Below are 21,832 nucleotides of genomic sequence, written 5' to 3'. Positions count from 1 at the left end.
GCTCCGCGCCAGCTCCCGTCGCTACCACCGCCCAACTGGGCAAATCCAATGGCTTGAGCGAACTCAGAACTGGATAAAATCTGGGGGCAAGGTCACCGGGAGAGAGCGCTGGCGATCGCGGCTTTGGAGGACAAAATCGTCCAAGGCGCGACCGTCATGGTGCTCAACGCCATCTACGAAGGCGACTTCGTCGGTTTCTCCTACGGGTTTCGACCCGGTCGGGGCCCACATGATGGGTTGGACGCCCTGGCGGTAGCGATCACCTCGCGGAAGGTGAACTGGATACTTGACGCCGACGTGCAAAACTTTTTCGGAAGTGTGAACCAAGACTGGCTGGTCCAGTTCTTGGAACACCGCATCGGCGACAAGCGCATCATCCGCCTGATCCGTAAATGGCTCAAGGCGGGCATTCTCGAAGACGGGGTCGTTACCGTGGACGACAGGGGCACGGGGCAAGGATCGGTGATTTCGCCGCTGCTCGCCAATGTCTACCTGCACTACACGTTCGATCTTTGGGCCGAACGCTGGCGACGGCAAGAGGCCCATGGCGACATGATCATCGTGCGCTATGCCGATGATCTCGTGGCTGGCTTCGAGCATGAGGACGACGCTCGCCGTTTCCTTGATGCAATGCGTGAACGGTTTGAAGCATTCGCGTTGACACTCCACCCAGACAAGACCCGCTTGATTGAGTTTGGTCGCCGTGCGGCGGTCAACCGCAAGGGGCGCGGCCTTGGCAAACCGGAGACCTTCATGTTTCTGGGCTTCACCCACATCTGCGGTAAGTCACGCCGGGGGAACTTCCTGCTCGAAAGGAAGACCCGTCGCGACCGTCTGCGGAGGAAGCTTCAGGACATCAAGGAAAAGCTGCGGCGTCGGATGCACCAACCGATCCTCGTCCAGGGTGCATGGCTGAGACAGGTCGTCGCCGGCCACTTCGCCTACTACGCGGTTCCTACAAATGGGCGGGCGCTCTCAGCGTTCCGCTACTATGTGACCGATCTCTGGCGTCGAACGCTTCGGCGGCGAAGCCAACGAGACCGCTTCACGTGGGACCGCATGACGAAGTTGGCGGATGAATGGCTCCCTCAACCCCGTATCCTCATCCCTGGCCACAACAGCGCTTCGCCGTCACATACAAAAGGTAAGAGCCGGATGCCTTAATTGGGCTCGTCCGGATCCGCGCGGGGGGCGCTCAGCAATGAGCGTCCCTACCGCAAACATTTTGTTGAAGGTTCTGAATCCATGGCGACCATGATTCGGGATATGATGATTGGTGGCGCGTCGGTTGAAGATACGCTGACGCTGTGGGCTTCGTCGTTGCGAGATGCCAAGCAACGCACCCGTCCGCTGTTTACGCAGGAGCGGGTCGCGGCCTCGGCGGGGCAGTTTCGACGGACTGTTGGGCAACGAGCCGCGCAAGACGGGTTGGATGCGGGCGGAAGCGGCCGGCGATCCAGGCCCGTGGCGCCAGCAGGCGATCCTGGGCCGAGGGCAGTGGGATGCCGACGCACTACGCGACATTGTGCGTGAGTACGCACTGGAAACACTTGGTGATGAGGAGGCGGTCCTGGTCATCGATGAGACGGGCTTTTTGAAACAGGGCAAGGCCTCGTGCGGGTTTGGCACGCCAGTACACTGGCTCGGCGGGCAAGATCACCAATTGCCAGATCGGAGTGTCCGCCTGCTATGTGTCGCGGCATGGCCATGCCTTCATCGACCGGGCGCTCTACCTGCCACAGGAATGGACGAACGAACCCGCCCGCCTGAAGTCAGCGCATGTCCCGAGCGATGTGGGCTTTGCGACGAAGCCCAAGATCGCGCGTCAAATGATCACTCGCGCGATCGTCGCAGAGGTGCCGTTCTCGTTCGTGGCGGCGGACAGCGTGTATGGCACCGGAGAGATCGAAACTCTGCTGCGCAAGGCAGGCAAAGGCTATGTTCTGGTGTTGCGTCCAATCCTGTGTTCCGTTCCTGGGGCAAGCCGCAGCCTGTCGCCGGTACCGCTGCCACGATCGCGCAAAACCTTCCCAAGAAGGCCTGGCGCCGCCTGTCGTCCGGCGGAGGGACCAAGGGGCCGCGCTGGCACGACTGGGCCTATCTCGAGTTGGCCGATCTCGAAGCCAGGGAATACAACGACGACCTTGCCGGGGAATGGACGCGGGGTCTTCTGATCCGCCGCAACATCGCCGACGGCAGCTTGGCCTTTTTCTCCACATGGTGCCCCAAGGGCACGTCCATGCAGAAGCTGGTGGCGGTGGAAGGCCATCGCTGGGCCATCGAGGACAGCTTCGAAACTGCCAAGAACGAGCTCGGCCTGGATCACAACGAAACCCGCTCCTGGCATGGCTGGCATCGCCATGTCTCACTCGTCATGCTTGCCTTCGCCATGATGGCCGTCATCCGTCATCGGGCCAACACCGGGCCATTGCTCAAAAAAACGCGACCGCGGCCTCGACCGAAGCAGCGGTCTTGATCCGCTGGTCGATCCAGGAAATCCGCCGCATCGCCATGAAGCTAGCCCAGCGGCGCATCCCGAACGCCAATATCCTCGCATGGTCATCCTGGCGCAGGGCTCATCAGGCCAACGCGCGCAAAGCCCATCTCAAGAACAAAATGCAACTGTAATGCTAGCCTTGAAGACCGGAAAGGGCTTTTACTGATTTTGCACATACTCGCCTGTTTTTGGGTTGCGGTCCTTGCAAGTCCGCCGGTACTACGCCGAAAATAATCAAAGCCCGCAATCGGCCCGCTCACGGCGCGCGAGCGCCTCCATGATCTCATCGAGAATAGCGTTCAGAATATTTTCGACAATGCGCCAATAAGGATGGAGATACCTGTCGGCGATACGTCGAACGAGCTCCGATCTGAGTGATGTCCAAATTCCCAAGGATCAATACATGATACGCGAGGCAGCCTCAGTAGACGACGACGGCCCAGCAAAGTCTGCCGGCAATCCACTCAGGTTCCGGGCGACAGAACGAACTCCGCAGCGTTTTGTCGTAGGGGCAGTGGACCCGACCTGCTGCCTGCATGTTGCGTCCCCCCGGGCGATCGCGACTCAATATCACTGGGAGGCGTACTGTTGCCAACACCACGACTGGCGCGTTCGGCTTGCCATGTCAGTTCGCGCAAATGCGTGCCCGCAGCGAGCACCGGCCCGATCCCCGGCATAGAATGATGTATTTCACCGACAAGTTGCCGGCCAACGGCACGTTGGGTCACCCGATCGATTGCATCGATGACACTGAGCCTTGACGGCTGATGTCCCTCGACAGAGGTCCCCTCGGCCAGACGACCACGCCAGATCCCGACGGATCTATCGGGCTCGGCGAGACGCGCCATTCCGGACGTAAAGGCGACGTCGACGGCCTCGGCCACAGCGGAGATGGACGGCCAGTGGTGGGCCGAGCTCCCAGCCTGGTTCATGCCGTCGAGTATGCTTTGTTGTAATGCAAAGTTAAATCCGTATTCCAAGGTGGTGGCCGCAGCTGCTAACGGGGTCAACAGGGCATCATGCGAAACGAGCTGAAAGGCGTGAGCTACGAAGTTTGCGACTTCACGGGTGTAGCAGTAGGCTGTGTTTGCGTTGGACCGAACCACGGCGTCGTAGGCATTGACCTTGTCCTTCGAAGAGCTTCGAAGGTGCGAAAGAGCACGTATGCCGGCGTGCGCGGCGCCGCCGAAGGTTACAACGCCCGCAGCCAAGCCGGATAGGAGACACGTGAGTTGGCTTGCGGGAACGTCAGGAGTGCCGGCCATCGCGAGGGCCGCAGATTGCGTCGGGCGCTCACCGCAAAATGCTCTGCGATAAGCTTCTGGATTGCGTCTTGCCCGCCAGGTGTGCAGACCCGCTCTTGCGCCTGCGACCAGTCCCATCACCACGTTGACCACGGCGTGTGCCGCCATCGACCTGTCGCTGACCTCCTCTGGACTTTGCGGATGACCGGAAAATCCGAGCACCGCCGCCTCAGAGAGGCGACCAACAAAGGTCTCGAACGCTCCCTGTGCTCCGTTCACGCCCAATAGCGCGGCCGTATAACGCCGCCATCGGGCGTATCCGGCAGGGCGATCCTCTTGATGCTCCGTTCTTGGGTCCTCATCCAATGGCGGCGATATCCCGTTCGGGAGCTGTGGCTCTGCGTGTTTAGCAACGCCGTTTTCGGCGCGTGCGTCTCCCCAATGCGACGCCTCCACATGGATAACTTCACGGACCATCGACAGTTGTTCAGACCGACTCTCAAGGGTTCGCCGCTGGTCATCGGTCAGCGTAGGCGGTCCGCCGGGATAGTCTTGATCCGACACTCCCACTGGGGGTGGATCGCTTTTGGTCCAACACAGAGCTTTAGCTGCCGATGTGCAGTCTGCGACATTTAAGTTCATCATCGCGCCACCCTCCGCCCGTATCGCCGAGCCCTGACCTGCAGCGCCGTTGTCGCGATCCCGACCCCACACAGATCGCTTGCGCACCGGCGCAGAGTCTCAGCCGCCTATATGCGATTCACCGCACATTTGAAATGCCCATCATCGCGCAGGCTCTCCCCGGTCTCGCCAAGCTTTTGCCTGCAACGCCAGTGCATCAAGCAATGGCGCGAATGTTGAGGCAGCAATCTGCTCAAACTCGAACTTTTGACCCAAGACAAGATGTTGACTCGACGGATTGACGAAGAACAGCGGCGCACCAAGCAGGAAATTCTCGAGATTTCGGGATAATGCAAGTCCAACGACGTCATACTTGTCGGCGGACAAGACGATGCCTGTGTCGAGCAGGATAGCAGCCAAGTCGTGACTGTCCCCGCACGGATGAACGAATGTGCAGATGATGTCCCGCACAATCAGCGTTCGATCCTGCATCAAACGGCCAAGATCGTTCAGATCCATCGCATCAAGGCAGTCGCCGAGCCACTGCGGAAAAGTAAAAGCCATAAGGATATCCCTCGCGGGTAATCTCCACTTTAACCATTGGAGATCTCAAAGGTGTGACGCCCCGACGCCGCACCGGTCCATAGATGACAATCAGTGCGAGCGGTGGGGCATTGATGCGCACGCACGTGATGATGGTCGATGGTTTAAACGGTCAGTGGCTGCCCGCGCCGCGCGGCGGCCGGGCATCTTTGTCGTTGCGAAGTGCACTTTGCGCGACCGATAGCTGCTCAGATCGTTTCTGGCGAGCGACGCGCGAATGGAGCGCGCAACACTTGTTCAATCCCGCTTAGAATGGTACTGTCCAGAATCTTTCGCACTTTTTGATCAGGCGATGATCTGAGACCGGAAAACTGGACCATTTTTGGCTAGAGTTTGCGCTGCGTAAATCCACCCGGCTGGGAGGAGCGACGACGATGAAGGCTTCAAAGTTTTCGGACGCCCAGAAGGCGTTCATCCTGAAGCAGGGCAGCGACGGGGGCGCCGTGGCGGAGATCTGCCGCAAGGCCGGGATCAGTCAAGCGACCTACTTCAATTGGAAGAAGAAGTATGACGGGCTGCTGCCGACCGAGATGCGCCGGCTGAAGCAGCTCGAGGAGGAGAACGCCAAGCTGAAGAAGCTGGTCGCCGATCTGTCGCTCGACAAGGAGATGCTGCAGGACGTGATCCGCCGAAAGCTATGAGGCCTGGTCGGAAGCGCAAGCTGGTCGATGAGGTCCGCAACGAATGGCAGGTCTCGATCCGCAGAGCCTGCGCGGCGTTGGAGTTTGACAGGTCGACCTACCATTACAAGTCCCGTCGCGCCGGCCAGGCTGCCCTCGAACAGAAGATCAAGGAGATCTGCCATGTTCGTATCCGCTACGGCTATCGCCGTGTCCACGTCTTGCTGCGCCGCGAGGGATGGCGCCACGGCCAGAACAAGACGCGGCGCATCTATCGCGAATTGGGCCTGCAATTGCGCCACAAAACGCCCAAGCGGCGCGTCAAGGCCAAGCTGCGCGATGATCGCAGGCCGGCGACACGATCGAACGAGACCTGGGCGATGGACTTCGTCCATGACCAGTTGGCGAGCGGACACAAGCTGCGCGTGCTCACGATCGTCGATATTTTCTCCCGCTTCTCACCGATGCTGGCGCCACGGTTCAGCTTCCGCGGCACCGATGTCGTGGCGATCCTGGAACGGGCCTGCAAGGAAGTGGGATTCCCGGCGACGATCCGCGTCGACCAAGGCAGCGAGTTCGTGTCGCGCGATCTTGACCTCTGGGCCTACCAGCGCGGCGTCACGCTGGATTTCTCACGCCCGGGCAAACCGACCGACAATGCTTTTATCGAAGCGTTCAATGGCCGCTTCCGGGCCGAATGCCTCAATGCCCATTGGTTCCTGTCCCTTGCGGACGCCCGGGAAAAGGTGGAGACTTGGCGCAAATACTACAACGAAGAACGGCCCCATGGGGCGATCGGCAATCGACCGCCGATTTTGCTGCACAACCACGTCGGCGCAACCAGCCCGCCAACGTGACAGAGGCGCAAAACTCTAGTTCTGGGTGGTCCAAAGTTCGGTCTCGCTACAACATCCGCCGAGACTCTAACCGCTACTGGGTGAAACTTCAGGGGCAGGTCACATGACACCAAGATGATTCCGGCTTCGTACGTGAAGCCCTATGTCGCGCGGCAAAAGAACGACGCTGCGGACGCCGCAGCGATCTGCGAAGCGGTGACGCGACATGCTCTCGAAGCTCAAATGCGAAGGCATTGCCGTGCGGAACCGGAAGCTGGGTTGCTGAGCGTTCCGGGCGTCGGCCCGATCACCGTCAGCGCGATATTAGCTGAAGTGCCGGATATTCGCGGTTTCCGATCAGGCCGAGACCTCGCGGCGTGGCTTGGCCTTGTGCCACGTCAGAACTCGAGTGGTGGCAAAGAACGGCTGGGCCGCATCAAGAAGATGGGCGATCGCACTATCCGCCGGCTCCTCGTCATTGGCGCTATGTCCATGACACGTTGGTGGCGGGGTAAGCAGAACTTCGCTCAAAGTTGGCTGGGGCGCATTATCGCTCGCAAGCCGATTCAAACTCGCTGCAGTCGCCCTGGCCAACAAAATGGCGAGGTCATCTGGGCAGTGATGACGTGAGAGGAGACCTACCGCACGGCATAAGTATCGGCCGGCCGGACCAGCCGGGTCCTGGCGGTCTTGGTGCATCGGCGCTGAATGGGAAGATGACGCGACAGTGATAGACGAGATTGGGACACCCAGTAGACCCGTAGGCGCCCTAAGCGCGTCAGTTTGTTATGGACCCGATCCGCGGATCTCATCTGGGCCGGCGGCCAAACGTGCCGCCTCTTACGTAGGCCGGACACATGCAAGCCGCCAACTCTTCCCGCATTGCTCAAACAAAACCCTTGCACCGCGGGAGCCATCCACACATGCAGGTCTGGTCAGAAGTGCGGCTCATTCGGCGGCTTTATGCGTCGTTGCAACCGGCCGGTGCGTGCCGCCCGGAGGAGGCGCACCGAGTCTTTGATTCAGAAGAAGACGCATCCGCGGCACGCAGACCTGCTCCGCATCATAATGATTGATCACGTGGTGGCGGGCGGCCGCGCGCAGCTCGGAGAACCTTGTTGGCTGCGCCAGCGCTTCAATAATCCGTTCAGCAAGCTCGTCCACCGCGAAAAATGGGACAAGCAAACCGTTGTCGCCGGAGCGGATGATCTCGCGCACCGGCGCCGTGTCAGAACCGATCACTAGGCATCCCGCACTCATCGCTTCCAACATCGACCAGGACAGTACGAACGGGTAGGTAAAATAGACGTGTGCGGATGATACCTGAAGGGCTGCAATGAAGGTTTCATACGCCACGCCGCCCAGGAAATGCACACGGGATAAGTCGAGGCGACCACGGACCTCAGCAAGGAAGGTTGACTTCCAGGTCGTACCCGTCGGTGGCGGCAGACCGTAGGACACGCCACTCCTGCCGATGATGATGACTTGCGCGTTCGGCCGGCATCTCAAGATCTCCGGCAGCGCTCGCATAAAGATATGGTAGCCCCTCAGCGGCTCGAGATTTCGCGCGACAAACGTCACGACCTCGTCGGAAGGGCGAAGGTACTGGCCATTCGGTAGTGTCAGGCGCGCGTGGGGGTTCGGCCGCATGCGCCCCGTGTCGATGCCCTCATGGATCACGTCGATCTTGCTTTGATAGTGTGGGGGAAAGGTCGATTTCTGCCATCTCGTTGGCGAGATCCCCATTTCGCAATCCTCGAGCGCCAGCAGAGTCGTCGCATTCTTCACGTGAAGCCCAATGTGGCCATCAAGTCCGGGCACCGGAAATTCCGGGTCAAACCCGATGTCCCGCCCCTCGGCCCCATAAAAGAATTCGCAATAAACGAGCAATCGTGCCTTTGGAAAGATGGAGCGCAACGGCAGGGTCTCGCCCCATCCGGGGTGTGCGAGGATCAGATCAGGCGAGAACCCGGACATCTGTAAGCTCGAAAGACTGTACATCACCTGCTCCGCGCGCCGACACTCTATATCGAAGCGTCGCGCAAACGGATGCGTTCCCGAGATATCAGCTTTTGGAAGTGCATATCGGACCAGTTTGACGGATGGAAGCGATCTTGAAGTCGGCGCGCCGATGGCAACAAGTTCAAAGCCAGGCTCCCTGGCTAAGGCAGCCACTATGTTGCGGTACTGAGCCGGAAAATTGTTGTGAACGAACAGAATTTTCATCGGCAAGGTCTGGGCGTGATCAACGCAAATGGGTGCAATCGGCAGTTCCCGATCCTAATCTGCTGTATCACCTTCGGTCCTCCAGGGCTCGAATTGTATTTTTGCTGTCACAGATTAGGTGAACATGACAAGCGCATGACAGCTTTGGTTGTTTCCCTCCCATGTTGTGTTTGATAAGCTGCTTACATGCGCGTTGGACTGTGAGCATTCTGATTGAGTACCAAGCAATCCCACGTCAACTCTGAGTCACCGTGCCGCCGTTCCCACTTGATCGACGGCGATGACATCGCTGGCGCTATCGCGCTATTGAGGAGCGAGAATGACAGGCTTCGTCAAATAGCGGAGCTGCTCAGCGCAGAAACTGAATACCTGTGCCAATCTCTATTGCCGAATTGGTGTCTCCGCCATTCACGTGAGAAGCCCTTCCTAATGAGGCCGGTTCGTCGCAGCGACGCTCCGAATCTCAGGGGATCACGCAGGATCGTTAAGGCGAGAAGAAAAATACCTCGTTCATCTGATTGGGGGCAATAATGGCCGATGTTGAGCAGCAGAAAGTCGTAAGCCTAGATCGGGGACTTTTCTTAGTGAGCTACAAGAGTGCGGACGATCTCGCATCGCCGCCGCGCGTGACGGTTGTACCGACGCCGGGACATGAAGAGCGCATGGCGCTCATCATGCATCCCGACGCAACCGAGCCGACACTTTGGGAGCCGAATGAGGGTCTGATGGTTCGGGTCAAGACACCCGGCACGTTGCAGATTCAGGTTGAGCCGATGCGACCCGGGGGATCGCGCGCGGCCATGGTTCGTATCGAACCGATTCAGTCCGGCCGAGCGCCGCTCGCTGCGCAAGGTGAGAGCGCGGCCGTGCATGGAAATGTTGCAATGGACGGTATCAAGATCCTCGGCCACGTCGCAGGTCGCGGCGATGTTGTGGTCGGCCCTAACGCATGGATTGCAGGTCCAACGGCGCCATCGCGCATCGAAGGAATTGCCCTTGAATGGCAGGAGAAGCCGGCGCGTCTCGATATTCGCTATGCGGTCCAATTCCCCATTGGCCAGGCGGGGAGCGGCAAAATGGTGTCGCTCGGGACATATGCGGGCACGCGTGGACGAGCCTTACCGATTACAGGGGTCGTGCTGCAAATCAGTGGCGCCGGGGGATTCGAGTTCGTGGCGGAAGCGACGTTCTTGAACGCGCCGACCCTGCGCGCCCGCGGCAAACGCGTCGTTCTGTCGGGCCCGACCAGCCGCGAGCCTTTGGTTGGCATTCGCATCGGCGTCAACCAGTTAGCAGCCCCGGACAATGTCATCGTTCCCGCACAACCGTCACGAAAGCCGGTCGGCTCCAGCCGCGTCCGCGTCTTCCGCAGCCGGGCGCGCCAAGAGAGCTCGATCGGCTAGGGCAATTCGAAAATGGAGCCGCGTAGCGTGGGTGAGCGACCGGGTGGGCGGGACCTCAAGCGCAAGATTCTCGATGCTTCCTTCCTTATCGGGCCTCACGCGCATATTGCGCTCGAGCGCCTCGCAGCTGAGGCGTTGACCAGGCGGGAGTTCGCGACGGCGCTCAAATACGCCGATCGACGCATTCGAGTTTCGCCTCCACCAGCAGCTCACTGCTTCGTTCTCCGGGCGGAAGCTGCTTGGGGGCTCGGACTTCCCGAAGCTGCGCTGTCGGATCTTGCGCGGGCGCGTCTTGTCGATCCTTTTGATGTCGGCGCCAACCGCCGGATGCTGGCGTGGGCTGCAGACGAACGGCGACTGGCCGCAGCCGCTCAACTAATATGCCGCGAAGGCAGCCCGGCCATCCTTCGAGCTGCCATCGCGGAGCTGCGGCGAGCTGGGGGCGGTCATTGGGCGGCCTGCTCTGTGTTCGACAATCACGTGACGGGCTGGATCGCCTGGACCAACGCCCTTTTCGTCGAAGTGAGCCTCGCAACCGAAGACGGCACGCTGACGAGCATTCTCGAACCCAATCCGTTTCACGCGCTGGCGAGCGCAGATGTGCAGGCAACAACCTTCTTGGTTCGGCGGCCACCGTCCACTACAGCTCAAATCGTTACGCTGAGATGCGGCGAAGACGTCGTCCAGGTTCGACGCGTGGCGCCTAACCTCACTTCGACGATGAACCTCCGAGCCGCTCGCGATCCTTCCGTTGGGATAGGCCCGAACGTCGACCTGCCGACCGTTATCGTCCCCGTCTATGCAGATGCGCGGGCAACGATCGAATGCTTCGAGAGCCTCGACAAGGCAAGACGTCCACAAGGAACTGGTAAGGACGCCTTTCAGGTTCTCGCCATCGACGATGCCAGCCCGGAAGTGGAGCTGCAGCGCCATATGAGCGAGCTTGCGACGGCAGGCAAGATCCGTCTCCTCGTAAACCCGGTCAATCTCGGCTTTGTCGGCGCGATCAATCGGGCGCTGAACGAGATCCAGAGGGGCGACGTAGTACTGCTCAACTCCGACACGCTCGTTCCGCCCGGCTTCGTCGGTCGGTTAGCCGACGTGGCATATTCGGCGCCAAACATCGGAACCGTCACACCACTTTCCAACAACGGCGACATCTTTTCCTTTCCAACGCCAAACGACGTTAATCCTATGCCGCGCTATGACGAGATTGTCGCAATCGATCGCGTCGCCAGCGCAGCTAATGCGGGGAAAGCGATCGATGTGGCAAGCGGCATCGGATTCTGCGTCTTTATTACACGAGCCTGCCTTGACAGTGTGGGCGAGCTCTCGGACAATTTCGAGCGCGGTTATCTCGAGGATGTCGATCTCTGCCTCCGCGCGCGGGCCAAGGGCTTTCGCAATGTTTGCGCGCCGTCGGTCTATGTCGGACATCACGGCTCGAAGTCCTTTCAAGAGGAGAAGCGAGGCCTCGTGCTTCGCAATCTCGGCATTTTGGACCAGCGATTCCCGAACTACCGGGAGGAATGCCGCGCCTTTGAAATCGCCGATCCGTTACGGCCGGCGCGCGCCGCGCTCGAGCGTGCGCTGCCATGGCTGGCTGAGCCGTCGGTGCTGGTTCTCGCTGGCGAGCGAACCTTCCCTGCCGTAACCGACGCGCGGATACGCCATCTCCGCCTACATGGCGAGCGCACGGTCCTGCTCTTGCGGGAGGACAACGTCCTTCGCCTTCGGGCTACCGACGGAGGTTTGCCGCAGGCCATGCGTTTGAGGCTCGACACGGAGGCAAATCTCGGCAGCGCCCGCGACATCCTGGCACGGCTATCCCCATCGCGTGTCGAGATCCTCGAGCCAAACCCGCTGCCGCGGCTCATCGAGCTGATCCGGTGCCTCCATCTTCCGATCGATCGCTGGCTGATATCGGAGAGCGTTGGCGAGATTGCTTCCCTGCCCTCCGGCACGACTCCGCTTCTCGTTCCCAGCAAAGCGGCCAAGGCCTATGCACAAAACAGGTGGCCCGATCGCAAGATCGTGCTGCATGACTGGCCCATATGTTCCCTGACCCTGCCGCCGATCTCCGCCAATGATAGATCCCTCGCCATCGTTCCCTCGACGCCAACGCCCGCATCCCTGCGCATAATACAAACATTGGCCGATCGTCTGTGGCGGCGCGAACCGTCGCTGCCGATCGTCATCGCCGGGACCACCTGCGGCGATGATCGCCTGATGTCACGTCCCAACATCTTCATCACGGGCGCGGTTGCGGCGGATGAGCTGAGCGACGTCCTAACACCGCATAATCCGGGCTGGATCCTCACCGATTTTGAGCAGCCCGTCTTCGGCCATCCTCTCGTCGAGACCGCCAGACAGGCGATAAGGCCGGTCGCCTACTGCGACTGGTCCGGCGGCGCGCTGAAGCCCCGCAAAGGAGACCTTGCCATTTCTGCCATTGTGAATGCGGCAGGGCTTGCCGATCTCGTGGTCGACTGGGTCACGCGGCCCTAAGCATGTCGCGTCTCTCCCGCCACCGATCCGAACCGTCGATCAGACCAACGCTCGTCAGCCGGCTCGAGCTCGCGCGCGATGGGACACTGTCCGGCTTCGTCTACGACGCCCAGGCGCCGGAGCGTCGCTATAGCGTCGAGATTTTGCTCGACGGTCTGGTGTTCAGCACAGCCTATGCCGACGCCTTCGTTCCCGAGCTTGCTGAACAAGAGCTCCAGGCGAGTTGCGGATTCGCAATCACGATCGAGCCCGATCTGCTGCGCGCCGCACGCACCCTCGAGGCCCGCCTCGCCAATCTCGGCACGCCCGTCGGCCAACCGGTCGATTTGGAGAACGAGTACGCAAATCGCGCCGATCTGCGCAAGACGTGCGAGTTGCGCTGGCTCGGCGGACTGCATTTCCAGGGCTGGATCGATAGCGAATCCGCCCTCTTTCTGGAGGCAATCGTCGACGGAGAGGGCGTCGCCCAGGTTCACGCAACAGCCTGGACGCTTGTTGGCGACTCTGCGGCACACCGGAACGCGCGCGCCTTTGATTTCCACGTCCCGCAACGCTTTGCCGACGGGCGCGTTCACCGCGTTTCCTTGCGCAGGGAGGACCGTGAGCCAATTCCGGCGACAGCCGTCTTTGTCGCCTTTCCCGACGGCCTTGCCGGATTGATCGACGCGCTCGGCGGCTACGGTGCCGAGCGCTTGCGCGGCAAACTGTATGATCAACTGATTCCTGCCTCGCTTCCGCTCTCCGACTACGTGAATTGGTGCGATCGCTTCCCGCTGCCGGTGCCGCGAGCAAGCGGCCTTTCGCTCGCGGTCGTCATCGCCGGCGCCCCCGGCGCAGAGCAAACGCTCGCTGCACTGGAGACCCAGACCCACGAAAGCTGGACGGCAGGCGTGATCGACGGGGAGCTACTCTCCGTCGACAGCGACGCTCTGTTGGAGTTTCTGGACGGCGCCGCATCCGATTCACATCACGTCGTCATCGCGATGGCGGGTGTGGTGCTCGAGCCGAATGCCCTGGCCCGCATCGCCGCCGCATTTGAGGCCTATCCGGATGCGATCGCCTTGTATGGCGACCTCGATTTTCTTGCCGAGGATGGCCGGCTCTGGCCGCTGGCCTTTCCCGCATTCGACTACGAAAGAATGCTGGAGCAAGGCTATTGTGCGCATCTGTTTGCTGTTCGATGCGACGCCCTGCTCGCCGGCCTTGAGGCCCGCCCCGACAATCTCTACCGCCTCTTCAACTGCCTGCTCGATCACGCTGGTCCACGTGAGAACAACATTCTTCATTTACCGGGAGCACTGGCGACGCTCCCTGGACTCGATCGAACGAATGCCAGCCATCAGCTTGCCGCGGCGACCCAAATGCACCTCGACGCACGTGCCGTCAGTGCCGACGTAACCCCGCAACAAGTTAACTTCTTTCCTGCGGTTCGAATTGGTCGAGCGATTCCACGCCAGCGCGTGACAGTGATCATCCCGACCCGCGACCGTCTACCGCTCTTGCGGACCTGCCTCGACAGCATCGCGCCGGCGGTCGAGTGCTGCCGCGCAGATATTCTCGTCGTCGACAATGACAGTGTCGACCCAAAGACCATCGCCTACCTTGCAAGCATGGCGCGACGCGGCGTGCGGACTTTGAAGGTCGAAGGTCCCTTCAACTTCGCAAGGCTGAACAATCAAGCCGCAGCAACACTCGAGAGTGATGTGCTCTGTCTCCTCAACAACGACATCGAGGCGAGCTCCGATGACTGGCTGGAGGAGATGCTGACGCGGCTCGCCGAGCCTGATGTCGGCGCGGTCGGCGCGCTCCTGACCTGGCCCGGCGGCGTCGTTCAGCATGGCGGTGTCGTCCTGGGAATGAATTTCGCGGCGACCCACGCCTTTACCGACAGATTCGGTGATGATCCCGGGTTTCTCGATCAGCTCCTGGTGGCACACGAATGCAGCGCCGTGACTGCGGCCTGCCTAACAACCAGACGCAGCGACTATCTTGCCGTTGGCGGGATGGACGAATCGCGCTTTGCGGTCGCCTTCAACGATGTCGACTATTGCTTACGGCTGCGCCAAGCAGGCAAGCGCATCGTTTTCACGCCGCATGCGAAGCTGGTTCACGCCGAATCTGCCAGCCGCGGCGCGGATGACCGCGCCGACCGGCGCGGCCGGTTCGAACGCGAACTCAATCTGCTTCGGGCGCGCTGGGGTGAATGGCTCAACGAGGACCCGACCTACAATCCGCAGCTCTCGCGCGATGGGATTCCCTACAGCGGCCTCGCCTGGCCGCCTGGGCCACGCGCCCCTCGCTACAATCATCTCGAACGGGCGCGCGACGTGCCGTTGGGGTTCTGAGGCGGCGCCTTATCGTCCTTCAGGCCGCCGCGCGCCCCCTTTGCTCGATCCGCCGTTCAATCACGAATAGGCTCGCTGCTGGAGCGGGTGCGCCGGCTCGGCGCGTGCTGCTTCTTCCTGCAAGGCAACGAAATCGTCGAGCTCGACCGATAACGCCTCCTGCCAATTCGGCGTAGTCACTCCAAACTGTCTCTTCAGGCGCGACAGGTCGAGCCGCGAATTGCCGGGGCGCATCGCCTTGGTCGGGAAATCGGCCGTGGCGATCGGAATGACGCTTTCCACCTCGAGCCTTAGGCCGCGCGACCTAAGACCGGCCACGATCGCGCTCGCAAAGCCATGCCAACTGGTTTCGCCGGCGCAGACAAGATTGACAACGCAGCCTTTGCGCGCAAAGAACTCATTCAAATTCGACAGATTAGGCAGCACGATATCGGTAATGGCGTTGGCAATCGTTCTCGCCGTCGTCGGCGCCCCGATCTGGTCAGCAACGATGCGCAGCTCTTTGCGCTCCGCCGCAAGTCGCGCGATCGTGCGCAGGAAGTTGGCGCCCTTGGCGGCGTAGACCCAGGAGGTACGTGCGATCAGATGCGGACCACCTGCTGCGCGAATGGCGGTGTCACCGGCGAGCTTGCTCGCGCCGTAGACCGACAACGGCCCCGTTGGGCTATCCTCGCGCCATGGCGCCCTCCCGGAGCCGTCGAAGACATAGTCTGTGGAAAAATGGACCAGCGGCACGCGACGTTTCGCGGCCCATTGGGCGATCACCTCGGGTCCCCCGGCATTGATGCGGAATGCGAGCTCGCGCTCGTCCTCGGCGCGGTCCACGGCGGTATAGGCCGCAGGGTTGATGATGAGATCCGGCTGGAACGTGTCAAGCGCCCGGACGAGCCTGTGAGGCTTCGACAGGTCGAACTCATTGATGTTAGGCGTGATGATTGTGCCGAGCCCAGCCAGGAGTGGTTGCAGTGCGCCTCCGACCTGCCCGCCGTTCCCCGTCAACAGTATCCGCATCAGATTTGCCCATACACTGGAAGGCTTTTCGAGTCGGCAAGCAGCGGCGCGTCCGCGTCCTTGGCCGAGAGCGACGGCTTTTCGATACCCCAGTTGATGCCGATCGTCGGGTCGTCCCAGCGGATCGAGATCTCGTTCTTCGGACTATAGAAATTATCGCATTTGTAGAAAAAGTCCGCGGTCTCTGAGAGCACCAGGAAACCATGCGCGAATCCGCGCGGAACCCATAGCTGCCGTCGGTTCTCCTCGCTCAACTCGACGGCAACGTGACGTCCGAAATTCGGGCTTCCGACGCGGATGTCGACGGCGACGTCGAGCACTTTGCCCCGCAGCACGGCGACCAATTTGCCCTGGGTGAGGGGATTTTGCAGATGCAGACCCCGCAGCACACCGTAGCGCGAGCGGGACATGTTGTCTTGCACGAAGGGCCGCGTGATACCGTATTCGATGTAGCGGGAAAATTGATAGCTCTCGACGAAGAAGCCGCGCTCGTCGCCGAAGAACTTGGGCTCGATGATGAGGACTTCGGGAAGCTCAGTCCGGATCACATTCATTTTGAAGCACATTGAATGCCGACCCGACGCCGATCTCTCGGCATCGTCACTAACTTGTGCTCTTCACATTATATGGTATGCTTGTGATAAGTAAACTGTGAGGAGCAATGAAAGGCATCATTCTCGCAGGCGGCACCGGCTCTCGCCTCTATCCCGTGACGACCGTCGTATCGAAGCAACTTCTGCCGGTCTTCGACAAACCCATGATCTACTATCCGCTCTCGACGCTAATGCTCGGCGGAATCAGGGAAATTTTAATCATCTCGACGCCACAGGATAAGGCGCTTTTTGAGCGCCTGCTCGGCGATGGCAGCGAAATCGGCCTGCGTTTCTCCTACGCCACGCAGGAGACACCGCGGGGGATTGCCGACGCGTTCATCGTCGGACGGGACTTTATCGGCGACGATCCGGTCGTCCTAGTGTTAGGTGATAACATTTTCTACGGGCACAGCCTGCCGGGAATGTTAACAAAGGCGTCTCTGCGCAATAAGGGCGCCACCATCTTTGGTTATGTCGTCAACTCGCCCGAGCAATATGGCGTGGTCGAGCTCGATCAGGCCGGCCGCGCGCTTTCGATCGAGGAGAAGCCGAAACAGCCGAAGTCCAACGTCGCGGTCACCGGGCTGTATTTCTACGACAATGACGTCGTCGACATCGCCGCGCGGATCAAGCCGTCGGCACGTGGCGAGATCGAGATTACTGATGTCAACAAGGCCTATATGGACCGGGGCGATCTCTATGTCGACGTGCTCGGTCGCGGCTTTGCCTGGCTCGACACCGGTACGCATTCCTCGCTGGTCGAAGCCAGCCATTTCGTCCAGATCCTCGAGCAACGCCAGGGCCTGCGCATCGCCTGCCCAGAGGAAATCGCATTGCGACAGGGCTACATCACGATTCAAGCGTTCGAGCGGGTGGCCGCTAAGACCGCGAAGAGCAGCTACGGCGAATATCTGCAGTCCGTTGCACGCGCGCACAGAGCGGCCTGATTCGCCGCACCGGAGGTGATTGATCATGCGTTTGAAGGGGTTGACCATCTTCTTGACGGGCGGGGCCGGCTTCATCGGCTCCGCGGTCGCGCGCCACCTCCTGCGCAACAGCCACGCACGCGTGGTCAACATCGACAAGCTCACCTACGCCGCGAACCTCGATTCCCTTCCTGACGCGACCGAAAACCTCAACTACGCCTTCGAGCCGCAATGCATCTGCGACGCCCCGGGACTGCGCCGACTGTTCGAGCACTATCAGCCCGACGCGGTGTTGAATCTTGCGGCGGAGAGCCATGTCGACCGCTCGATCGACGGCCCCGGCGAATTCATCCAGACTAACATCGTCGGCACCTTCACGCTGCTTCAGGAGGCTTTGCGCTACTGGAGGGCGCTTCCTCCAGACAAGCGAGCGCGGTTTCGCTTCCAACATATCTCCACGGATGAAGTGTTCGGCTCCCTTGGCAAGGACGGCTTCTTCACGGAAAGCACGCCCTATTCGCCCAATTCGCCCTACTCCGCAAGCAAAGCGTCATCCGACCACCTCGTGCGTGCCTGGCATGAGACCTACGAGCTGCCGACCCTCGTGACCAACTGCTCGAACAATTATGGCCCCTATCACTTCCCGGAAAAACTGATCCCGCACATGATCATCAAGGGCCTAGCCCGAGAGCAGCTTCCCGTCTACGGAGACGGACAGAATGTCCGCGACTGGATATATGTCGAGGATCACGCAAAGGCGCTCACCCTCGTGCTCGAGCACGGTGTCGTCGGCGAGACCTATAATATAGGCGGCCGGAACGAGCGCACCAATCTCCATGTGGTCGAAAGCATCTGCGATCTCCTCGACGAGGTCAGCCCGGGCCGAGATGGCCCGCGTCGCAATCTCATCACGTTCGTCGCCGATCGCCCCGGTCACGATCGCCGCTACGCAATCGATGCCTCGAAGCTCGAGCGCGATCTTGGCTGGCGCGCCGAGGAGACTTTCGAGACCGGCATTCGGAAGACCGTCCATTGGTACGTCGAGGAGCAGCCGTGGTGGCGGGCGATCCTGGAGCGCGGATATCAGGCCAAGCGGGTCGGACTCACCCAGTAGGCCGCAGCGAGGCGGCCTTCTGCCTCAAGCAACGGCGTTCGCTCAATCGAGGAAGAGATGCACAACACCGAGATCAATAAGATATACGAGACCTATGCACCTCTTATCGACCAGGAATGGCGGTCCGATCTGGTCAGGAGCGTCAAAGAGCCTTCGATACGGGGCATCGCCTTTCCCTCATTTCCGTCAGCGGACCTACAGCGCCATCTGCAAGGAAACTCCAACGAGATGGCGATCAGAGGCGCGCTCAGCTTTCGCGAGTACTGCGTCGGCGTCTTGAACGCCAATGGCGCCTCCTTCTCCAAGGATAGCATCCTGATCGACTTTGGAGCCGGCTGGGGCCGCATCGCGCGCGCTTTTATGAAGGATGTGCCTGCGGCGAATATCTATGCGGTTGAACCCTTCGACTTCATCGTCGAAGCGCGCAAGGCGAACAGCTATATCAGCTTCGTCAAGACCGACCCGTTGCCGCCGCTCCCGTTCCGCGACGGATTCGCGACTCACTTGGTCACGTGGTCGACCTTTTCGCACTTCAACCAGCACTACTTCGATCGGTGGATTACCGAAATCGCACGCATTCTCAGACCAGGTGGCGTTTGCTTCATAACAACTCTCGGCGTTCGGTTCTTGGAGAACCTGAAGGAAGCACATCGAAAGAAGATCGATGGTGAAGAGATACACTTTTGGATTGATCTCATTCTGAAGCGGCTCCCCTACAACGCGATCGACACTGCAATAGCGGAAGTGAGGTCCGAGAAGTTCTTTTGGCTGCCCTCGGACTCAGTGGCGCGCAGCGAGTTTGCAGAATGCTTCGTTACGGATAAATATCTTTCCGATAAGTTCTCGGATCTATTCGCCGTCATCGACTATGCTGATCGCGGGCAGCTTGCCCAAGATTGCGTAGCGCTGAGACGAAAGTGAGCCGTTGTGCCGCAGCTCTCAAAAGACGTTTTCGAGGGAGACGACGGCCATCTTTTCCTAGTTGGTGGCAGCAACGACGTCGCGCGTCTTTTCTCCGAATCTGACCACATTCTCAAATTGATCTGTTCTGCATGGACGGCTCTGCTGGCCAGCAGGAAGAAAACTGCCACGGATAAAGGAGTCAAATATCTTCACTGCTTCGTTCCGGACAAGCTCTCGATACTCAGGGCGAAGGCGCTCGCCATCACCTCTCAAATGCGATTTCCCGCCGAAATCCTGGAAGAGAGCGACAACGCCGCCCTACGCGGGATCTTGGTGCCGTTAACCAAGTATCTCAGAAAGCAGGCAGGCAACTACGAAGTATTCCATCGAACCGATACTCATTGGACAGTGGAGGGCTGTTTCAGCGCCTATCAGATGCTGTGTTCCTACATGACTATACCGCAAAAGACAGATCTGATCATGCGGAACGCACCGGCCCGCGAGGGTAGCTGGGACCTCGGCTCTAAGGTGACGCCCAAACGCTTCGAGACGATCCAGTTCGGACGTTTTGGTATCGGCGCATCCCGGGTCGAGGCCAACGAGATCGTGACCGCGCGTGAAACCGGCCAAGTGTCGAACGATCTGTTGCTGCACGTTGGATCGATCGTCGAATATCGCAATGAAGGGCGCCCTCTGGCGAAATTGCGGATTCTAGTGTTCGGTGATTCCTTTTTTGAGTATCGGCCTCATATGCTCACCGGAATGTTTGCCGAGACCGTCGACGCCGTGATGTTTGTCTGGTCGGCCGCCATCGACTGGAAACTGGTCGACGAATTCAAGCCGGATATTCTCCTGACAGAAATTGCGGAGCGATTTGTTCGCGTCGTACCAACGGATGACGTCGACATTAGACGCCAAGCGACCAACAAACTTCGGTATATGTTGCGTTCGCAATCCGAACGAAGACCTTCATAACTTGACATGCGGAACCGCACATGCTCGCCAACGTGGAACAAACTCCTGCGCTGTGAGTTCTTGCCCCCTCACATCTACGAGGAACGAACGGCAGCTGCATGGACGTCCTCCGAGGAAAATGAATGGTGCCCCGCCATCCGGTCGCAACCGCAAATGTCAGCCATCTCGTACCTATCAGCGCGTCGGTCTCTTCTGCGAGGGCTTCTCGCCAGCCTTCTGCTTCCCATCCACAGTTACGCAAGAACTCGATGCCCGATCTTCGGAGCCATAAGGTGGGACGCACAATACTGCGACACGAGCGGGGAACCGTGTTTTGAAGAAGAAAAATCTCTGAGTCCCCAAGGCTGGCACTTTCGCGCGCCGCTCCATAGCCGCCTGACTGATTCCGAAACGTTGCAATTCCACGCTACTGAGGCCTCGTTCGACCAAGAGATACAGGTCGCTCATGCGGCCGGCCTCGGCTATTGGGCATATCTGGCGTACGGCAGCGATGGCAAACTTGACCTCGCGCACTCAATGATGCAGGGCCTGACGTACCATCGTCGAAGCGGCATTGCCGATCAGATGAACTACTGTTTGATAGCGACCTTGGACACGCTAGGTCGCGCTAACCGATTCAACGAAGCGACAAAGCGCATTCAGGGTCTCTTTTCGGACCACAACTACCAGAGGACGCAGGACGGCAGGCCGCTTCTCTTCCTCTACTACCTCGATGCTCTATTGCCCTCATACTGGAATGGTTCGCTCGCCGAGCTTGGGAAATCGCTGTCTCACCTGCGAAATCAGACGACCTCTTCGGGAGGTACACCCCCCTACATCGTACTTCTGCACACACCGCCTGCTACAGCTGAAACGATCCGAAAGCAGATAGGCGCCGATGCCGTTTCGGCATATGGGATAAATTTCGGGCCAAACAGGTCTGGCACTTATCTCGAGCTCCAACGACACGTGGAACAATATTGGGAAGATGAGTTGGCCCATACCTCAGGCAGTGTGGTGCCGACCGTCATGGTCGGCTGGGATTCGCGGCCGCGGAAGGAGACCCCTCCCGCTTATGATAAACGGGATTACACGCGCATCGACAAGAGCGCGCATGTCGCGACCGCAACCCCTAGCGAATTCTCTTTCGCCTGCCGACAGGCGTCGCGCTTTATGTCGAACCATCCGGACCGATGCCCCTATCAAATTGCGCTGATTTATTCATGGAATGAATACAGCGAAGGTGGAGCACTGGCTCCGACTTTGGGTGATCCGTCCGCCTCAATGTTGAGAACTGCGAGCGAGGTTCTGAAGGCCTGTCGCGCAGGAGGGGACTAGGGTTCAGACTCAATTGATCCAATATGCGACGATGGCGGCGAGGTGGACGGCAGCCAAGAAATTTCTGGCAAGTTTGTCGTAGCGAGTTGC

18 protein-coding genes and 3 pseudogenes are annotated in these 21,832 nt (G+C 59.8%); 15 read left to right on the top strand and 6 right to left on the bottom strand.

What is annotated here, in order from left to right:
* Window positions 1-123 precede the first annotated feature (123 nt).
* From GGD61_RS38795 to GGD61_RS38785, 5 genes and pseudogenes are all read left to right on the top strand, one after another.
* Window positions 124-1,164, top strand: a complete 1,041-nt coding sequence (locus GGD61_RS38795) for a reverse transcriptase domain-containing protein (protein ID WP_409362498.1) — start codon at window positions 124-126, stop codon at window positions 1,162-1,164.
* A 163-nt stretch (window positions 1,165-1,327) separates the two neighbouring features.
* Window positions 1,328-1,564, top strand: a pseudogene (locus GGD61_RS41810) (hypothetical protein); the annotation flags it as partial.
* A gap of 112 nt (window positions 1,565-1,676) precedes the next feature.
* Complete coding sequence (locus GGD61_RS41805; protein ID WP_409362500.1) at window positions 1,677-2,174, top strand: transposase; 498 nt, start codon at window positions 1,677-1,679, stop codon at window positions 2,172-2,174.
* A complete protein-coding gene (locus GGD61_RS41800; protein ID WP_409362499.1) occupies window positions 2,108-2,476 on the top strand; it encodes a transposase in 369 nt (122 codons plus the stop codon). Before GGD61_RS41805 ends, GGD61_RS41800 begins: the two co-directional genes overlap by 67 nt.
* Window positions 2,473-2,628 (top strand): hypothetical protein, encoded by a 156-nt coding sequence (locus GGD61_RS38785; protein WP_183232385.1) that lies wholly within the window; start codon window positions 2,473-2,475, stop codon window positions 2,626-2,628. Before GGD61_RS41800 ends, GGD61_RS38785 begins: the two co-directional genes overlap by 4 nt.
* Window positions 2,629-2,961: 333 nt before the next feature.
* Here the strand turns inward: GGD61_RS38785 and GGD61_RS38780 are convergent, their stop codons facing one another.
* Window positions 2,962-4,218 (bottom strand): hypothetical protein, encoded by a 1,257-nt coding sequence (locus GGD61_RS38780; protein ID WP_183232384.1) that lies wholly within the window; start codon window positions 4,216-4,218, stop codon window positions 2,962-2,964.
* 306 nt (window positions 4,219-4,524) lie between these two features.
* Window positions 4,525-4,926: a hypothetical protein gene (locus tag GGD61_RS38775; RefSeq protein WP_183232383.1), complete on the bottom strand. Its 402-nt coding sequence runs from the start codon at window positions 4,924-4,926 to the stop codon at window positions 4,525-4,527.
* Window positions 4,927-5,339: 413 nt separating this feature from the next.
* On the opposite strand from GGD61_RS38775, the gene GGD61_RS38770 reads away from it, so the two are divergent.
* Together GGD61_RS38770 and GGD61_RS38765 are read left to right on the top strand one after the other, a co-directional pair.
* A protein-coding gene (locus GGD61_RS38770) for an IS3 family transposase (protein WP_183232382.1) occupies window positions 5,340-6,442 on the top strand; the annotation gives its coding sequence in 2 pieces (ribosomal slippage) (window positions 5,340-5,601 and window positions 5,601-6,442; 1,104 coding nt in all).
* A 102-nt stretch (window positions 6,443-6,544) separates the two neighbouring features.
* A pseudogene (locus GGD61_RS38765) lies at window positions 6,545-7,051 on the top strand (transposase); the annotation flags it as partial.
* A 318-nt stretch (window positions 7,052-7,369) separates the two neighbouring features.
* On the opposite strand, the gene GGD61_RS38760 reads toward GGD61_RS38765, so the two are convergent.
* Window positions 7,370-8,647: a glycosyltransferase family 4 protein gene (locus tag GGD61_RS38760; protein WP_183232380.1), complete on the bottom strand. Its 1,278-nt coding sequence runs from the start codon at window positions 8,645-8,647 to the stop codon at window positions 7,370-7,372.
* Between the two features lie 530 nt (window positions 8,648-9,177).
* Between GGD61_RS38760 and GGD61_RS38755 the strand changes: the two genes are divergently transcribed.
* Genes GGD61_RS38755 through GGD61_RS38745 form a run of 3 tightly spaced genes read left to right on the top strand, consistent with a single transcriptional unit; the run spans window position 9,178 to window position 14,903 of the window.
* Window positions 9,178-10,050 carry a hypothetical protein gene (locus GGD61_RS38755; protein ID WP_183232379.1) on the top strand — a complete coding sequence of 291 codons (873 nt, stop codon included), beginning with the start codon at window positions 9,178-9,180 and terminating at the stop codon, window positions 10,048-10,050.
* A gap of 27 nt (window positions 10,051-10,077) precedes the next feature.
* Entirely contained in the window at window positions 10,078-12,558 is a 2,481-nt protein-coding gene (locus GGD61_RS38750; RefSeq protein ID WP_312012837.1) for a glycosyltransferase, read from the top strand.
* Window positions 12,559-12,560: 2 nt separating this feature from the next.
* On the top strand, window positions 12,561-14,903 hold the full coding sequence (locus tag GGD61_RS38745) for a glycosyltransferase (protein ID WP_183232377.1): 2,343 nt from the start codon (window positions 12,561-12,563) through the stop codon (window positions 14,901-14,903).
* 60 nt (window positions 14,904-14,963) lie between these two features.
* Here GGD61_RS38745 and rfbD read toward each other — a convergent pair whose 3' ends face one another.
* Both rfbD and rfbC read right to left on the bottom strand, forming a co-directional pair.
* Window positions 14,964-15,914 (bottom strand): dTDP-4-dehydrorhamnose reductase, encoded by a 951-nt coding sequence (gene rfbD / locus GGD61_RS38740; protein WP_183232376.1) that lies wholly within the window; start codon window positions 15,912-15,914, stop codon window positions 14,964-14,966.
* Window positions 15,914-16,468, bottom strand: a complete 555-nt coding sequence (rfbC, locus tag GGD61_RS38735) for a dTDP-4-dehydrorhamnose 3,5-epimerase (protein WP_036031199.1) — start codon at window positions 16,466-16,468, stop codon at window positions 15,914-15,916. Before rfbC ends, rfbD begins: the two co-directional genes overlap by 1 nt.
* Window positions 16,469-16,575: 107 nt before the next feature.
* Between rfbC and rfbA the strand changes: the two genes are divergently transcribed.
* The 5 genes from rfbA (at window position 16,576) to GGD61_RS38710 (ending at window position 21,742) form a co-directional block, all read left to right on the top strand.
* Complete coding sequence (gene rfbA / locus GGD61_RS38730) at window positions 16,576-17,454, top strand: glucose-1-phosphate thymidylyltransferase RfbA (protein ID WP_061881961.1); 879 nt, start codon at window positions 16,576-16,578, stop codon at window positions 17,452-17,454.
* Between the two features lie 25 nt (window positions 17,455-17,479).
* The gene (gene rfbB, locus GGD61_RS38725) at window positions 17,480-18,547 is read left to right on the top strand and encodes a dTDP-glucose 4,6-dehydratase (RefSeq protein WP_183232375.1); all 1,068 of its coding nucleotides are present in this window, start codon (window positions 17,480-17,482) and stop codon (window positions 18,545-18,547) included.
* A 57-nt stretch (window positions 18,548-18,604) separates the two neighbouring features.
* On the top strand, window positions 18,605-19,468 hold the full coding sequence (locus tag GGD61_RS38720; protein WP_183232374.1) for a class I SAM-dependent methyltransferase: 864 nt from the start codon (window positions 18,605-18,607) through the stop codon (window positions 19,466-19,468).
* A 6-nt stretch (window positions 19,469-19,474) separates the two neighbouring features.
* Window positions 19,475-20,425 carry an alginate O-acetyltransferase AlgX-related protein gene (locus GGD61_RS38715; protein ID WP_183232373.1) on the top strand — a complete coding sequence of 317 codons (951 nt, stop codon included), beginning with the start codon at window positions 19,475-19,477 and terminating at the stop codon, window positions 20,423-20,425.
* A 393-nt stretch (window positions 20,426-20,818) separates the two neighbouring features.
* A complete protein-coding gene (locus GGD61_RS38710) occupies window positions 20,819-21,742 on the top strand; it encodes a glycoside hydrolase family 99-like domain-containing protein (protein WP_183232372.1) in 924 nt (307 codons plus the stop codon).
* Between the two features lie 9 nt (window positions 21,743-21,751).
* Here GGD61_RS38710 and GGD61_RS38705 read toward each other — a convergent pair.
* A pseudogene (locus tag GGD61_RS38705) lies at window positions 21,752-21,832 on the bottom strand (IS5/IS1182 family transposase); the annotation flags it as partial.

This window comes from Bradyrhizobium sp. SBR1B, from assembly GCF_014198205.1.
In the GTDB taxonomy this organism is placed as follows: Bacteria; Pseudomonadota; Alphaproteobacteria; order Rhizobiales; family Xanthobacteraceae; genus Bradyrhizobium.
The sequence above is the reverse complement of the archived record's forward strand: the minus strand, read 5'-3'. Positions and strand labels throughout refer to the sequence as shown.

Bases quoted from the DNA above. Each gene is read 5' to 3' on its own strand.
- GGD61_RS38720 (WP_183232374.1), top strand. From the start codon at position 18,605: ATGCACAACACCGAGATCAATAAGATATACGAGACCTATGCACCTCTT.
- rfbA (WP_061881961.1), top strand. From the start codon at position 16,576: ATGAAAGGCATCATTCTCGCAGGCGGCACCGGCTCTCGCCTCTATCCC.
- GGD61_RS38745 (WP_183232377.1), top strand. From the start codon at position 12,561: ATGTCGCGTCTCTCCCGCCACCGATCCGAACCGTCGATCAGACCAACG.
- rfbC (WP_036031199.1), bottom strand. From the start codon at position 16,468: ATGAATGTGATCCGGACTGAGCTTCCCGAAGTCCTCATCATCGAGCCC.
- rfbD (WP_183232376.1), bottom strand. From the start codon at position 15,914: ATGCGGATACTGTTGACGGGGAACGGCGGGCAGGTCGGAGGCGCACTG.
- GGD61_RS38755 (WP_183232379.1), top strand. From the start codon at position 9,178: ATGGCCGATGTTGAGCAGCAGAAAGTCGTAAGCCTAGATCGGGGACTT.
- GGD61_RS38780 (WP_183232384.1), bottom strand. From the start codon at position 4,218: ATGGTCCGTGAAGTTATCCATGTGGAGGCGTCGCATTGGGGAGACGCA.
- GGD61_RS38760 (WP_183232380.1), bottom strand. From the start codon at position 8,647: ATGAAAATTCTGTTCGTTCACAACAATTTTCCGGCTCAGTACCGCAAC.
- GGD61_RS38775 (WP_183232383.1), bottom strand. From the start codon at position 4,926: ATGGCTTTTACTTTTCCGCAGTGGCTCGGCGACTGCCTTGATGCGATG.
- rfbB (WP_183232375.1), top strand. From the start codon at position 17,480: ATGCGTTTGAAGGGGTTGACCATCTTCTTGACGGGCGGGGCCGGCTTC.